The sequence below is a fragment of the Cytophaga aurantiaca DSM 3654 genome (assembly GCF_000379725.1).
Classification (GTDB): domain Bacteria; phylum Bacteroidota; class Bacteroidia; order Cytophagales; family Cytophagaceae; genus Cytophaga; species Cytophaga aurantiaca.
Genome location: NZ_KB903654.1, coordinates 68,400 through 80,908, shown reverse-complemented (window position 1 = coordinate 80,908; position 12,509 = coordinate 68,400). Strand labels below are relative to the sequence as shown.

General features: G+C 34.2%; 15 protein-coding genes. 6 read left to right on the top strand and 9 right to left on the bottom strand.

The annotated features are described in order from the left end of the window. From A3EE_RS0113505 to A3EE_RS21875, 9 genes are all read right to left on the bottom strand, one after another. The gene (locus tag A3EE_RS0113505; RefSeq protein WP_018343978.1) at window positions 1-1,308 is read right to left on the bottom strand and encodes a heavy metal-binding domain-containing protein; all 1,308 of its coding nucleotides are present in this window, start codon (window positions 1,306-1,308) and stop codon (window positions 1-3) included. Then, the gene (locus tag A3EE_RS0113500) at window positions 1,283-2,560 is read right to left on the bottom strand and encodes a TolC family protein (RefSeq protein WP_026209770.1); all 1,278 of its coding nucleotides are present in this window, start codon (window positions 2,558-2,560) and stop codon (window positions 1,283-1,285) included. Before A3EE_RS0113500 ends, A3EE_RS0113505 begins: the two co-directional genes overlap by 26 nt. Next, complete coding sequence (locus A3EE_RS22195) at window positions 2,547-4,481, bottom strand: efflux RND transporter permease subunit (RefSeq protein WP_018343976.1); 1,935 nt, start codon at window positions 4,479-4,481, stop codon at window positions 2,547-2,549. The genes A3EE_RS0113500 and A3EE_RS22195 overlap by 14 nt, the downstream gene beginning before the upstream one ends. An 11-nt stretch (window positions 4,482-4,492) precedes the next feature. Next, window positions 4,493-5,773: an efflux RND transporter permease subunit gene (locus tag A3EE_RS22190; RefSeq protein WP_026209769.1), complete on the bottom strand. Its 1,281-nt coding sequence runs from the start codon at window positions 5,771-5,773 to the stop codon at window positions 4,493-4,495. Window positions 5,774-5,869: 96 nt separating this feature from the next. Beyond that, window positions 5,870-6,337, bottom strand: a complete 468-nt coding sequence (locus A3EE_RS0113485) for a heme-binding domain-containing protein (protein WP_018343974.1) — start codon at window positions 6,335-6,337, stop codon at window positions 5,870-5,872. Further along, window positions 6,338-6,988 carry a DUF3347 domain-containing protein gene (locus A3EE_RS0113480; protein WP_018343973.1) on the bottom strand — a complete coding sequence of 217 codons (651 nt, stop codon included), beginning with the start codon at window positions 6,986-6,988 and terminating at the stop codon, window positions 6,338-6,340. Between the two features lie 90 nt (window positions 6,989-7,078). After that, window positions 7,079-7,435: a heavy-metal-associated domain-containing protein gene (locus A3EE_RS0113475; RefSeq protein WP_018343972.1), complete on the bottom strand. Its 357-nt coding sequence runs from the start codon at window positions 7,433-7,435 to the stop codon at window positions 7,079-7,081. Window positions 7,436-7,582: 147 nt separating this feature from the next. Further along, window positions 7,583-8,659, bottom strand: coding sequence for a YncE family protein (locus A3EE_RS0113470; RefSeq protein WP_018343971.1), 1,077 nt, complete (start codon window positions 8,657-8,659; stop codon window positions 7,583-7,585). Between the two features lie 97 nt (window positions 8,660-8,756). Beyond that, window positions 8,757-9,152 carry an HYC_CC_PP family protein gene (locus A3EE_RS21875; protein ID WP_157447025.1) on the bottom strand — a complete coding sequence of 132 codons (396 nt, stop codon included), beginning with the start codon at window positions 9,150-9,152 and terminating at the stop codon, window positions 8,757-8,759. Between the two features lie 431 nt (window positions 9,153-9,583). Between A3EE_RS21875 and A3EE_RS0113460 the strand changes: the two genes are divergently transcribed. From A3EE_RS0113460 to A3EE_RS0113430, 6 genes are all read left to right on the top strand, one after another. Next, window positions 9,584-10,021 (top strand): DUF3659 domain-containing protein, encoded by a 438-nt coding sequence (locus A3EE_RS0113460; protein ID WP_018343969.1) that lies wholly within the window; start codon window positions 9,584-9,586, stop codon window positions 10,019-10,021. A gap of 118 nt (window positions 10,022-10,139) precedes the next feature. Continuing rightward, window positions 10,140-10,595, top strand: coding sequence for a hypothetical protein (locus A3EE_RS0113455; protein ID WP_018343968.1), 456 nt, complete (start codon window positions 10,140-10,142; stop codon window positions 10,593-10,595). Beyond that, a complete protein-coding gene (locus A3EE_RS22135; RefSeq protein WP_018343967.1) occupies window positions 10,592-10,813 on the top strand; it encodes a heavy metal-binding domain-containing protein in 222 nt (73 codons plus the stop codon). Before A3EE_RS0113455 ends, A3EE_RS22135 begins: the two co-directional genes overlap by 4 nt. 278 nt (window positions 10,814-11,091) lie before the next feature. Next, window positions 11,092-11,457 (top strand): four-helix bundle copper-binding protein, encoded by a 366-nt coding sequence (locus A3EE_RS0113445; protein ID WP_018343966.1) that lies wholly within the window; start codon window positions 11,092-11,094, stop codon window positions 11,455-11,457. Between the two features lie 301 nt (window positions 11,458-11,758). After that, window positions 11,759-12,034, top strand: a complete 276-nt coding sequence (locus A3EE_RS0113435) for a DUF5676 family membrane protein (protein ID WP_018343964.1) — start codon at window positions 11,759-11,761, stop codon at window positions 12,032-12,034. An 18-nt stretch (window positions 12,035-12,052) separates the two neighbouring features. Further along, complete coding sequence (locus A3EE_RS0113430; protein WP_018343963.1) at window positions 12,053-12,496, top strand: hypothetical protein; 444 nt, start codon at window positions 12,053-12,055, stop codon at window positions 12,494-12,496. The last annotated feature ends 13 nt before the right edge of the window (window positions 12,497-12,509 follow it).

Sequence of the window (12,509 nt, the reverse complement as noted above, 5' to 3'; positions counted from 1 at the left end):
TTAATTATTATCGGTTGAAATAAATGCTTCGCTATCTACTAAGTAGGAAGCTACAGGTGCAATGCTATCCGTAGTATTTAAGCCAGATAATACTTCAATCCATTCAAATGATTGTTTACCTGTTTGGATTTTATGTGCTTCATAAGCCAATTGTTTTTTAATAAAAACCGCAGCATTTCCTTTGCCTAATTGAACCACCGAAGCAGTTGGTATCCAAAGGTTTTTTTCTTTGTTATTTTTTGTTGAAATATAACCTCGGATCAGCGTGCCGATTTTTAGTTGACTGTGGTCGTTACATATCATATATACACGCACGGTATAAAAGTCTTCGGCATTGTTAAATGACTTTTCAATAAAATCCACTTTTCCTGAATAGGTGGTTGCGTTGATAATAATATCTACCGCATCTCCTTTTTGGATAGATCCAATATCAGAAGGTAATACTTTGAACAATGCCCAGATGCTTGATTCATCTGCAATGGTAAAAAGATCATCTCCTTTTTTTACATAGTCGCCCTCACGGATTAATTCAGTCATAGCAGTATTTGTGCCGCCGCCCATTGTTGTTGTGTTTCCTTGACTTGGGAAACTGAGTGCATGTGCTTCCATATCTGTATTGTCGGATACAAAATGAATATGTCCATTCGCATTTGCATAGATTGAAACTCTAGCATTTGCTTGTTTCGTTTTTTCTAAATTTGCAATGTCTTTTTCATTCATACCTAGATTAATCATCTTTGAACGAAGAGCTACTTTTGAAAATTCATCTGTAGCATCGTTTGTTTGTAGGATGAATAGATATTCATTTTGTGCCGTTAATAATTCAGGACTATACAAGTCTAACAGTTTTTGTCCTTTTTTTACGGCTTCAAAATTATATTTAACATACATCTTTTCAACTCGGCCTGAAACTCTTGCACTGATGGTGTTTACATAATTGGGATTGTAGGTAAGATAACCCAATGCACCAATTCGTCCACCATGATTTTCTGTTGAAGGAACAATAGCGGTAAGCTCAGAAAGTACAACCCGATTGGTTGGCTGAATTAATGTAGCCAATGTATCGATGCTATTTTTTTGAGGAATTAATACCAAATTCATACCGCACTTCGGACAAGTACCAGGTTTGTCTGAAGTTATTTCTGGGTGCATTGGACAAGAATACATCGCACTATGTTCATGCATATCATGATCCATGTTGTCCATTTTATCCATGGTGTTTTGTTTCCCCTTGTTGCAGGATGCAAACACTAATAGTATCAACAGTATGCGGAGCATCTGATTAATAAATTTGAAGTTGTTTTTCATATTCTGCCTGTAAGGTTAAGAGTTCTAATAAAATATCGTAATACTGCATTTGCGTCATTTGTAAATTCATACGAGCATCTAAGGTTTCAAATAACTCACCTGTATTTTGTGCATAGGCAATCATGGAAACATCGTAGGTTTTTTTAATGGCAGGTAACAAAATAGTTTCATACAATTCCAATTGATATTTGGTTGATTTTATTTCGTTTTGTAAACCATATAGTTTTCCTGTGGATTCATTGATGATTGCCGCTTTTTCATTTTGCATCGCTTTGATTTGATAATTCGCTGCAGTAACATTTGATTTGTACATCTTCGAAGACCAAGGTGCAATCGGTACAGTAACCATACCCATCAACGTAAACAGGTTAGGATTTCCACCAAAGGAAAACATATGGCCGTATTCAATTCCAAAGTCGGGTCTGCTTTTGTATAATTCTGCTTTCTGTTTTAGTTGCGTTACACGAATATTTTTGTCAATCGCTAATAGGTCGCTTCTATTGCTGATGATGTTGCTGGTATCCACAATCTGAGTTTCGTATTGCTGAATGGTTATCGTTGTATCTACAGTAAAAGAAATAGTTTTATCACGATTCATAAGTGTATTAATCATATACACTTTTTGATTGCGTTCGTTCTCCAACATAGAGCGATCTTTTTTTAGCAATGCTAATTGAGACTTTGCTTTGTATATACTTGCTAAGGATCCTTGATTGTAAGCAATATTTTTTTCACCCATCGTGATCATTACTTGTAGCGTCTTTTCAGCTTCTGTTAATACCTGCAATTTTTTATCGATAATCTGAATGTCATAGTAATTCATTTTCGCATCAGCTAACAACATATTTGCTTGGGCACGTTGGGTTTCTAATTCCACAGACGACATTGCTTGCATATACGTTTGGTTTGCACGTAACTTCGATGGATTCGGAATCATTTGTTTTCCTTGAATCATCAAGTTGCCCATGGCAGGCATTGTTGAATTCATGCCATCTACCGTTTGGGTTTGTGTTTTCCAATACGAAGTTTGATACGGCGTCATAAAGAATCCAAATCCTATCTGGGGTGCATCCCAAGCCTTTGCACCCGTTGCCATAGCATCGAACGATTTTGCTTGGTTAGCATACATTTCCAACATCGGATTGGATTGTATTATGGCAGATTTAATAGTATCATACGTTAGCACCTGTGCATTGGAAGAAACAGATACCATAATAAGCAGCGCTAGTCCAGCGAGTTTATTCTTTAACATCGAGCACATCAATTTTTCCATGTTTATTCAGTTCATAAATTTTCATTAATTCAAATACAATAGGAGTAACCAATAGCACATAAATAGTAGATGTTATGGTGCCCCCAATTAACGGGATGGTAATGGGCAACATCACATCACTACCTACTCCCGAAGACCATAAGATGGGTATTAAACCAAATAAGGAAACCGATACAGTCATTAATTTAGGACGCAAACGTTTAGCTGCTCCATCAATTACATAGTTGCGTACATCAAGATCCGTGATTGTCTCTCTTGAGTTTCCTTTCTCATGCACCAATTTTTCCATGGCCTCGTTCAAATATATTACCATCAGCATGGCCGTTTCTACTGCCATACCAAACAAAGCAATAAAGCCGACTGCAACAGCAACCGAAAGATTAACACCATAAAAGTAAACCATAAATACACCACCAACCAATGCAAAGGGCACTGTAATCATCGTAGATAATGCTTCTTTCATTGATTTGTAGGTTACATATAACACAATAAAAATAATGAGTATAACAACAGGTAAAATAAATTTCAGTGTTCTATTTGCACGAATTTGATTTTCCCATTGTCCGCTCCATTCAACATAGTAGCCTTTTGGCATTTTTGAAATCATTTTATTTAGTTGTGCTTGTGCTTCTGTTACAGTACTTCCCAAATCTCTCTCGCGTACATTAAACAGTACAGTTCCACGGAGCAAAGCATTTTCAGAGTTAATCATTGGTGGTCCATCAGTAATGTTTATGTCGGCAACGCTTGAAAGTGTGATGGTTCCAAATTGCATGGTCTGCACAGGTAAACGTTTCAGCTCTTCAATGTTTTCTCTATAGGCTTGAGCAAATCGTGCATTTACTGCAAAGCGTTGTCTACCTTCAATTGTTGTAGTGATGTTCATGCCACCAATAGCACTTTCAACAATCATGTTTACATCGTCTACAGTTAAACCATATCTGCCGATAGCATCTTTATTGATTGTAATGTCTAAATATTTCCCTCCAACAATGGGTTCTACATATAAATCTTTTACTCCATCAATATTTTGTATTGCAGTTTTAATTTTTTCAGACAACACATAAATGGAATCCAATTCTTGTCCGTATACTTTAATGCCTACATCGGTGCGCACGCCTGTTGAAAGCATATTAATGCGGTTGATGATGGGCTGTGTCCAACCATTCGTCACACCAGGTATCTGAAGTTTTCCATTCAATTCATTAATGATATCATTCTTCGTAATACCTGTGCGCCATTCTGAATGGGGTTTTAATAAGATAATGGTTTCAATCATGCTGATAGGAGAGTTGTCAGTTGCTGTGGATGCTCTTCCTGCTTTTCCCAATACATGATCTACTTCAGGTACAGATTTTATTAGTTTATCCTGAATTTGAAGAATACGTTTTACTTCTGAGTTTGAAACATCTGGTAAGGTTACAGGCATGAATAAGATAGAGCCTTCATCAAGTGGTGGCATAAACTCCGTTCCAATTTTTGTAAGCATAAGCCCTCCTATGACTAGTAATCCTAGAACTATACCTAAGATTGTTTTTCTCCAATTCAAACAAAAAACTAAAATAGGTGTATATACTTTTTCTAATCCACGTGCAATTGGATTTTTATCTTCCGATTGTAATTTCCCTTTTAATAAATAAGAAATTAATACAGGTGTTAAGGTGATTGCAAGAAATGCATCTACAATCAAGATGAATGTTTTCGTCCACGCTAATGGGTGAAATAATTTTCCTTCCATCCCTGTTAATAAAAACACCGGAAGAAAAGAAGCAATCACAATGATGGTTGAATAAAATACACCCGGCCCCACTTGTCTGGATGACTTTTCAATCAAATCCAAACGTTCTTCGTCTGAAAGCGGATCAACACTTTTGCTGAATATTTTCTTTATAATTTTCATTGTTTGGCTGATTAAAGAATGTTTGATTTTTTCTCTTGCTCTTCCGAAATATGTCGGTATGAATTTTCGACCATCACAATACCATCATCTACCACAACCCCTATCGCTAAAGCTATACCAGTAAGCGACATGATATTGGATGAAATGCCAAATGCTTCCAGTAAGATAAATCCAACAGCTACAGAAATTGGTAATTGTATAATAATGATTAATGCACTGCGCCAATGGAAAAGGAATAAAATAACAACAAGTGATACCACAATTAATTCTTCAATTAAGGTTCCTTTTACAGATTCAATAGCCTCTTCAATGAGTGTACTTCGGTCATAGGATACTTTTATGTGTACACCTTCAGGCAAACCTTTTTCTACTTCTTTGATTTTTTCTTTAATGGACTTAATTACCTGATCTGCATTTTCTGCATAACGCATCACAACAATACCACCAACTACTTCGCCTGTTCCATCGTAATCAAAAATTCCCAATCGCAAGTCGCCACCCATTTGAAGGCTACCGATATCTTTCACTTTTATTGGGATAGAATTTCGTGTAGAGACAGTTATGTTTTCAATGTCTTCTATATTTTCTATGTAGCCCAATCCACGTATGATATACGCCATATCGGCCATTTCAAATTTTCGTCCTCCTACATCATTGTTGTTAGCCTTTACAGCTTTCAATACATCCATTAAGGTAAGATTGTAGTATGTTAACTTGTGTGGATCAATAACAATTTGATATTGCTTTTGAAATCCACCAAAGGATGCTACTTCAGCAACGCCAGGTACATTTTGTAAGGCAAATTTTATGTACCAATCTTGTAAGGCACGTTGTTCGCCCAAATCAACATTTGGTGCATCTAAATGATACCAGAAAATATGCCCTACACCTGTACCATCTGGACCGAGGGTTGGAGAAACATCTTGCGGCAATAATTTCTGCGCATAGTTAAGCCGCTCTAACACTCGAGTACGTGCCCAATAGATATCTGTATTGTCTTCGAAAATGATGTACACAAAACTCATCCCAAACATAGACGTGCCTCTGATGTTTTTTACTTTTGGAATGCCTTGCAAGTTTGTTACAAGTGGATAAGTCACTTGGTCTTCAATTACCTGCGGACTTCTACCCATCCATTCGGTAAAGACGATTACTTGATTCTCCGATAAATCAGGAATGGCATCAATCGGATTTTTTTGAATCGAATAAATCCCCCATGCAAAGAGTGCTGCTGAAATAAGCAAAATAAGCAAGCGGTTTTTAAGCGAGAAGGATATAAGTTTTTCAACCATAGGTGTAGTGTTAATCTTGGGATTGCCCAAGTTTTTATGTGTAAAGCTTTCAGATTGTGGGTCATTGAACCGTTAACTTATCATATCTTTGTTCTTTCATTCGTAACTAATGGTTGACTGTTCCAATTCAGTCAACCATTTTTCAATATCCAATTTATCGCTTTTTGAAAGGATAGATTCCTTATGCATCAACATATACGATGGAAGAGGCATTTTATCATCTTTAATTTGGCTTAATATGGATTTTAATTTACTTTTTTTCTTTCGGTTCGAATAGTCTCCAAATTCACTAAAATTAAGTTCTGTTTTAGCTCTTTTTATGTGGCTTTCTAAAAACCCACTTACAGGTTGCATTTTATTATACAAGGGATATTTAGTGTTATTACTATGACAATCATAACAGGAATTTATAAGTAAATTCTTAATATTTTCTGGAGGTTTAAAAGTTTTAATAAAGTCGGAAGGCAATACAGCATCACTTTCGTTTTTTGTTGTAGGAATAAATTGAATCCCTACAAAAATGATAAGCAATAATATGCCAATTCTTTTAAAAACCTTTTTCATTTAATTAATTTGTTTTTGAACGCTTCCACATTTAAGCATTTTATTGCCAAAAAATGGATTTTCAATATCTTTGATTTCACTCAACCAAATAGCACCTTTCCCTCCGTTTGCCATAGGACAGAAATCTTGATAAAGTTGCTTATCAGTACCAACTAACGCTATTAAATCATTGATATCGATACTTAAACCTTCAAAATGTTCTCTTTGATGGTCAATCGGGCTTTTTATAATATGTTCTGCATGTCCTTTTGCATCGTCAATTATTTCCATATATTCTTTATGTTGACTACCTGTCAATTGTGTCATATCGAAATTGGAAAATGCAGTTAATAATGCTGTTGCTTCTTTTGCAGCACCATCTTTATTGTCTGTAACTAATGCATTTTTAATTTGTAAATAAGCATTAATTATCTCTGTAGATGCTGGATTTTTCATATCACTAGCTTCTATCACTCTATCTTCAGTTTTTGCAGTATTTTCGTGATCATGACTTGCATGGTCGTGGGTCTCTTCATTTAATTCTGCAGATACTTTTTCTTTATTTTCATTACAAGCAATTGTCAATATCATTGTTGCAATTGTTATACTTAGAATTACTTTCTTCATTTTTCTTCTTTTTATAATTGAATATTTTATTTTTTTATGAGCCATTGATAAATACTTTATTCATATTAACATGAGTTTAAATATTTATAAATGTTTTGACTTTTGAGTATAGATAGCTCTTTTGAAATTGAATTGTTATTTTGCTCTTTCGTATTTGCAGCATCCCGGAAGTTTATCATATGCGGCATCACTGGCTCTAACTTTATCGGTGTCATGACCTGCATCAGCTACAATTTTATGAATTGCATCCAGACTTACCATGTGTGGATCATAAACCACTGTAAGCATTTTTGTTTTAACATCCCATGTTGCCTTAGTGATGTTTTTATTTTTCATCAATGCTGTTTCAATGCGTTTTTTGCACATCTCACAATTACCATATACTTTAAATGTTGATGTTTCATTATGCACTACTTTTGCCGATACATTAAATGCAAACACGGAAATAATAAGAGCAAAGACGATGGATAAAATTCCTTTTTTAGTTTTCATAGGTTTATTATTTAGAGTTAGGATAAAACAATTGTAAATAAGCTACGAAAAGGAAGATGCACCCTATGATTACCAACAAAATCATATTTATAACCCTTTTACCTTTATTGGGATTCTGACTTCCATTTTCGCAGCAAGATTTCATAATTAATATTTTATAGTAATACCGTTTGGCTTAGTACCAACAGGAATTTCTTTCGTTTCAGTATGGTTCATTACATCTGCAACCGAAACAGAGTTTGCAGATTGATTTGTTATATATGCAGTCATTCCATCAGCACTAAAAGCAATAGCATGCGCTCCAGCACCTGTGGGGAATTCACCACCATGAGTATAAGTAGTTCCTGATTTTGTATACCAATGTGTTTTACCATTGTCAGGATCAGTAACCCAGAGTTCGCTCATAGCATTATTATAAGCAGCCATACCTGGCATAAACCCAAGTGATATAGTAGTTACTACAGACATATCAGAAACTTTGATAACTGTAATAGATTGGCCTGCTTCGTTATCAACATACATATTGCCGTCTGCGCCTGTCCATGCGCCTACAGGATCACCACCTACTTTAACCTGTCCCATAACCATCTTATCGGATACGTTGATAACAGTTACTGTATCCGATCCGCCATTAGCAACAAATGCCATTGAGCCATCCGAAGAAAAGGTGACTTCAGCGGGTTGCATCTTAACATTGATTGTATTTTTAAGAGAATAATTGTTAGCATCATATACAAGAACTTTTCCCATCTCTTCCATTTGCGATGTCCATATTTCTGTTCCATTTGGCGAAAATATCGCATTATGATTGCTAACCGGCAAATCTATTATTTTAGAAATAGTTCCGGTAAGGGCATTCACTATAGCAATCTTACCTGCCATGTTCATCATATTTCCAGCATGTCCACCGCTCATATCCATACCTGGTACACCAACGGCTAATTGAGTTTTTGAAGGATTTATATAAATATGGTGAGGCCAAGTAATGCCTGTGGACATATTGCCCATTCCTGCCATAGGCATAGTCGTTAAATCCAGCGTTGCACTTACTGTATTATCAGATAATTTGATAACTGAGATGGAATTACTTCCTCCATTTACTATGTAAGCAACGGAGTAATTAATATTAAGAGACTGAGAAGGATTCATATCCATTTCAGCCTTTTTTTTGCATGACATTACCAAAAAGGAAATGCCAAGCACAGCAAAAGCTAGCTTTTTCATTTTTTTAGACTTTGATAAGAGATTGAGAAAGTAATAAAGTATATACAATGATCACTATACAATAATAGCGTCCATGTACCTGATAAAAAATTAAAAATTAAATTATAAGGGAATGTAACGTAATGTAAATAGGTGTTTTGGGAGGGCCTGTTTCAAATGCATAAAATTGACCAGAGTGATCAATGCTATTTGGATAAACAGGCGCTTCTAACAAGAAGTATGAAGATGGTAATAGTGCATTAAAATATATACCGGGAAAATCAAAATTTGTTTGTGAACTTAGCTGATTGTCGTCACTTGAAAGTTGCGTTTGTGTGTCTTTGCAACAGTTTTTGGTCATTTTTTTAGACCCACAAATACCACAGCTTTTGTTTTCAATATTAGAAAAAGAGAGCGAAATTAATTTTCCACCGCAATAATGCTTATTCAATACTAAGCCTAGATTAAAGGCGAAGTAAATAATTAGAAGCAATATGGATATTAGTCGTTTCATCTATGACAAAGTAATACAATATAAAATATATAATTGTTATATTTTAATAGGAAAGAGTTACAAAACTTTTGGATATCAGCCTTAAAGAACGAAATTTAATAATAGTGGAAATAATCTAATTTATAATGGTTTACCTATAATATATGCTTGCATTATTATATGTTATTTGTAAAAATAAACAATTCTAAACTAAATCTTTTAACCCCATAGTTGTCGTTCTTCATTTTAACTTAACCAAGAATGATAAAATATAACAGATTAGGACTATATGATAGTGCAATAAGTATAAGGTTTAACATTATATGTGAATAAAATGATGTTCTTAAAATGATAACTGTCATTGAACTGGAAAATATTTCTCATTTACTGAAATTTAATAATCAATTAAGTTTGTAGCGTAAACCATTTTATTCAACTAAAACAAATTTATCATGAAAAATTTAAAAATATTAATACTCACCATGGTTGTTTTTTCACTTTCAATAAGTGGCGCAATTGCACAAAACTACAAATCACAATTTCCAGTTAAAGTAGATGCTTCTGGAGTTATAAAAGACAAATCAGGAACAACATTTGGTACTATTTCTATAGACAGCATTATTAAAAATCATAAAGGTGAAAAAGTTGCTTTTATTGACAAACAAGGAAATTTAGTTAATGCCGATGGTAAAATTTTAGGCAAAGCTGCTAAAAATGGTGACTTTCATAATATCAACGGAGAAGTAGAATATACAGTAAAGCCTACCAAGGGTGATCAGTGTGAAGTGTATGATAAATCAGGTAAGGTAGTTGCATATGTTCACAATAATTATAAGGCTCAGGCTGGCTGCCTTGCTCATTGCATGCAGAAGGATATGTTAATGAAGTAATTTAAATTCTGAAAAAATTATAAGTCTAAAGTAAAGGCAGTCAATTATAGGATGCCTTTACTTTTAGACTTATAAATACATTTCCAAGTTTGTATCTCCTTAATAATGAGAAAGCGTTATGTTTAAAAAAATACATTACGCTACACTAATACTAGCAATAGGTGGGCTTCAGCTTATTGTGATGGGATTGTACTTTGTTTTTATGCGACCTGCATTGCTCCCAGAAGATTTTAATTATATGGGTTCTACAAGGCAAAATATAGAACATATTATTCCTGGACTTTTGAATTGGACACAAAAGGTTTTCTGGGTAATGGGCGGCTACATTTTTACGACTGGTACATTGATTGTTTTTATTTCTTTTACTTCTTTCCAAGACCGCATTAAGGGGGTGTTTATTATTTTACTATTTGCAGGCATTAGTTCAATTGGTTTGATGACCGTAGTGAATTTCTTAATTGGTTCAGACTTTAAATGGTTGTTAATGATCTTTACACTTACTTGGGCAATAGCACTTACTCTTTACAAGCTTCACAAACTCTTTACAAGCTTCACAAATAAAATAATAATATGAAACATCACACTGAATCACCTAAATATACCTGTTCAATGCATCCTCAGATATTGCAGGATACACCAGGTAATTGTCCTATTTGCGGGATGACATTGGTTTTATTTAAACATGTTGATAATGCGAATGAAAACTCTCATAGGTCTGATAGGCATAATCTTTCAATGAGGCATGTAGGCGATAATCATGATTTTGCTAAAATTAAATCCAATATGGCTTAGATGAACTCTGTCATAATAAAGCTTATCGAATAACTCAATAACTGGAAAATAAAAAATTGTATAATCAAAAAAATATTTTTTTAGTATCAAATTATATTTAGTCACTATACCAAATTATTTCTTCTTAAATCATAACACAATTTTTAACAGTTTTAAATAAACTTCTGAATGTGTGAAATGTATAACTTATATCCTTGGTTATATAATGCTCGCTCTAATTAATGGGGTTACCTTGATGCTGTTGTGAAAATTTATTTATAACGCTAAATAGAAGAATTATGAGTCACGAAAAATTTAAAGTATGTATTGATGCCTGCAACGACTGTGCATCAGAGTGCGAACATTGTGCAACTGCATGTTCAAACGAAAAAGATGCTGCAAAGCAAGCAGAATGTATTGAGCTTGATCGCTATTGTGCGGACATGTGCCGCACGGCTGCTGCTTTTATGGCAAGGTCAGACAAACACACAATCGATTTTGTAAATAAGTTTTGCGATTTATGTGCAGAGATTTGTATTGCCTGTGCTACCGAATGTGAAAAACATACACATTTGGAACATTGTAAAAAATGTGCGGACGCATGTCGAAAATGTGCTGATGAATGTAGCAAAATGAGTAAAACAAACAACCTGCAAAACGCTTAAAAATTTTAATAATGATTTATGATGAAAATCATACCACAGTATGGTTTTCATCATTTTTAAAACAATCTGATTCATTCATCTTGTTTCAATTAAAATTTCATAAAAATGAAAAATCATATCTTTTGGATGATTATAGGTTGTACAGTCCCACTGTTACTTATTTTCTTATTGCCAATATTGGGTATAACGGGAAACTGGACCTTTCTGATTTTTATAGTTGGAATGTTTGCATGTCATTTATTAATGCCAATGCATCACGGACAACACAAAGAACATTCTGAAAGCACTAAAAAAGAAAATCATGAATCACATCAACATTAGAAAATTCGGTTTAGCATTCGGTTTAACAGGTGCATTGTTATACTTGGGCTGTGCATTGGTCATGCTTATATTAGGACACAACAGTTCAGTGAAATTTTTCAATACATTATTACATGGCATAGATGTTTCTTCAATAATCAGAATGAATATCTCAGCTATTGAAGTAATCTTAGGTCTTGTGCAAACATTTATTCTTTGCTGGCTCATCGGTGCTTGCATCGCTGGTATATACAATGCATCATTCCATAAAAAATAATAAACTAAATATACAAAAATGAAAACAACAACAATCTTATTTGCCGTTGCAACGATATTTTCGTTTACGCAATGCAGCAACAACTCTGTAAATGAAATTAGCAATGCAGATACTAGGGCAAAAGTAATTACAGAACTTATGGACAACGATGCCTACATGAAAGAAGTTATGGTTGCCATGAAAGCAAAACATGGTGAGGAAATTACCTCAGCTTCATTCGAAATGATGAAAAAAGATAAATCCATTGGAACAAAAATGATGGGTAATATGATGGATATGTGTATGGACGATACGGCTATGTGCAAAACCATGATGGGAAAAACTATGGAAATGTGCGACATGGATACATCAAAATGTAATATGATGATTGGTTCAATGAAAGAGCATCCGAAAAGTATGCAATCAATGAATGATATGGGTATGTGCGACATGAAAGGAATGGACATGAGCAAAATGAAATAAATTGTCGTTGTAT

What these genes read in the sequence shown, in the direction of transcription:
- A3EE_RS0113505 (WP_018343978.1), bottom strand. Translation starts at nt 1,308, where the DNA reads ATGAAAAACAACTTCAAATTTATTAATCAGATGCTCCGCATACTGTTG.
- A3EE_RS0113500 (WP_026209770.1), bottom strand. Translation starts at nt 2,560, where the DNA reads ATGTTAAAGAATAAACTCGCTGGACTAGCGCTGCTTATTATGGTATCT.
- A3EE_RS22195 (WP_018343976.1), bottom strand. Translation starts at nt 4,481, where the DNA reads ATGAAAATTATAAAGAAAATATTCAGCAAAAGTGTTGATCCGCTTTCA.
- A3EE_RS22190 (WP_026209769.1), bottom strand. Translation starts at nt 5,773, where the DNA reads ATGGTTGAAAAACTTATATCCTTCTCGCTTAAAAACCGCTTGCTTATT.
- A3EE_RS0113485 (WP_018343974.1), bottom strand. Translation starts at nt 6,337, where the DNA reads ATGAAAAAGGTTTTTAAAAGAATTGGCATATTATTGCTTATCATTTTT.
- A3EE_RS0113480 (WP_018343973.1), bottom strand. Translation starts at nt 6,988, where the DNA reads ATGGCTCATAAAAAAATAAAATATTCAATTATAAAAAGAAGAAAAATG.
- A3EE_RS0113475 (WP_018343972.1), bottom strand. Translation starts at nt 7,435, where the DNA reads ATGAAAACTAAAAAAGGAATTTTATCCATCGTCTTTGCTCTTATTATT.
- A3EE_RS0113470 (WP_018343971.1), bottom strand. Translation starts at nt 8,659, where the DNA reads ATGAAAAAGCTAGCTTTTGCTGTGCTTGGCATTTCCTTTTTGGTAATG.
- A3EE_RS21875 (WP_157447025.1), bottom strand. Translation starts at nt 9,152, where the DNA reads ATGAAACGACTAATATCCATATTGCTTCTAATTATTTACTTCGCCTTT.
- A3EE_RS0113460 (WP_018343969.1), top strand. Translation starts at nt 9,584, where the DNA reads ATGAAAAATTTAAAAATATTAATACTCACCATGGTTGTTTTTTCACTT.
- A3EE_RS0113455 (WP_018343968.1), top strand. Translation starts at nt 10,140, where the DNA reads ATGTTTAAAAAAATACATTACGCTACACTAATACTAGCAATAGGTGGG.
- A3EE_RS22135 (WP_018343967.1), top strand. Translation starts at nt 10,592, where the DNA reads ATGAAACATCACACTGAATCACCTAAATATACCTGTTCAATGCATCCT.
- A3EE_RS0113445 (WP_018343966.1), top strand. Translation starts at nt 11,092, where the DNA reads ATGAGTCACGAAAAATTTAAAGTATGTATTGATGCCTGCAACGACTGT.
- A3EE_RS0113435 (WP_018343964.1), top strand. Translation starts at nt 11,759, where the DNA reads ATGAATCACATCAACATTAGAAAATTCGGTTTAGCATTCGGTTTAACA.
- A3EE_RS0113430 (WP_018343963.1), top strand. Translation starts at nt 12,053, where the DNA reads ATGAAAACAACAACAATCTTATTTGCCGTTGCAACGATATTTTCGTTT.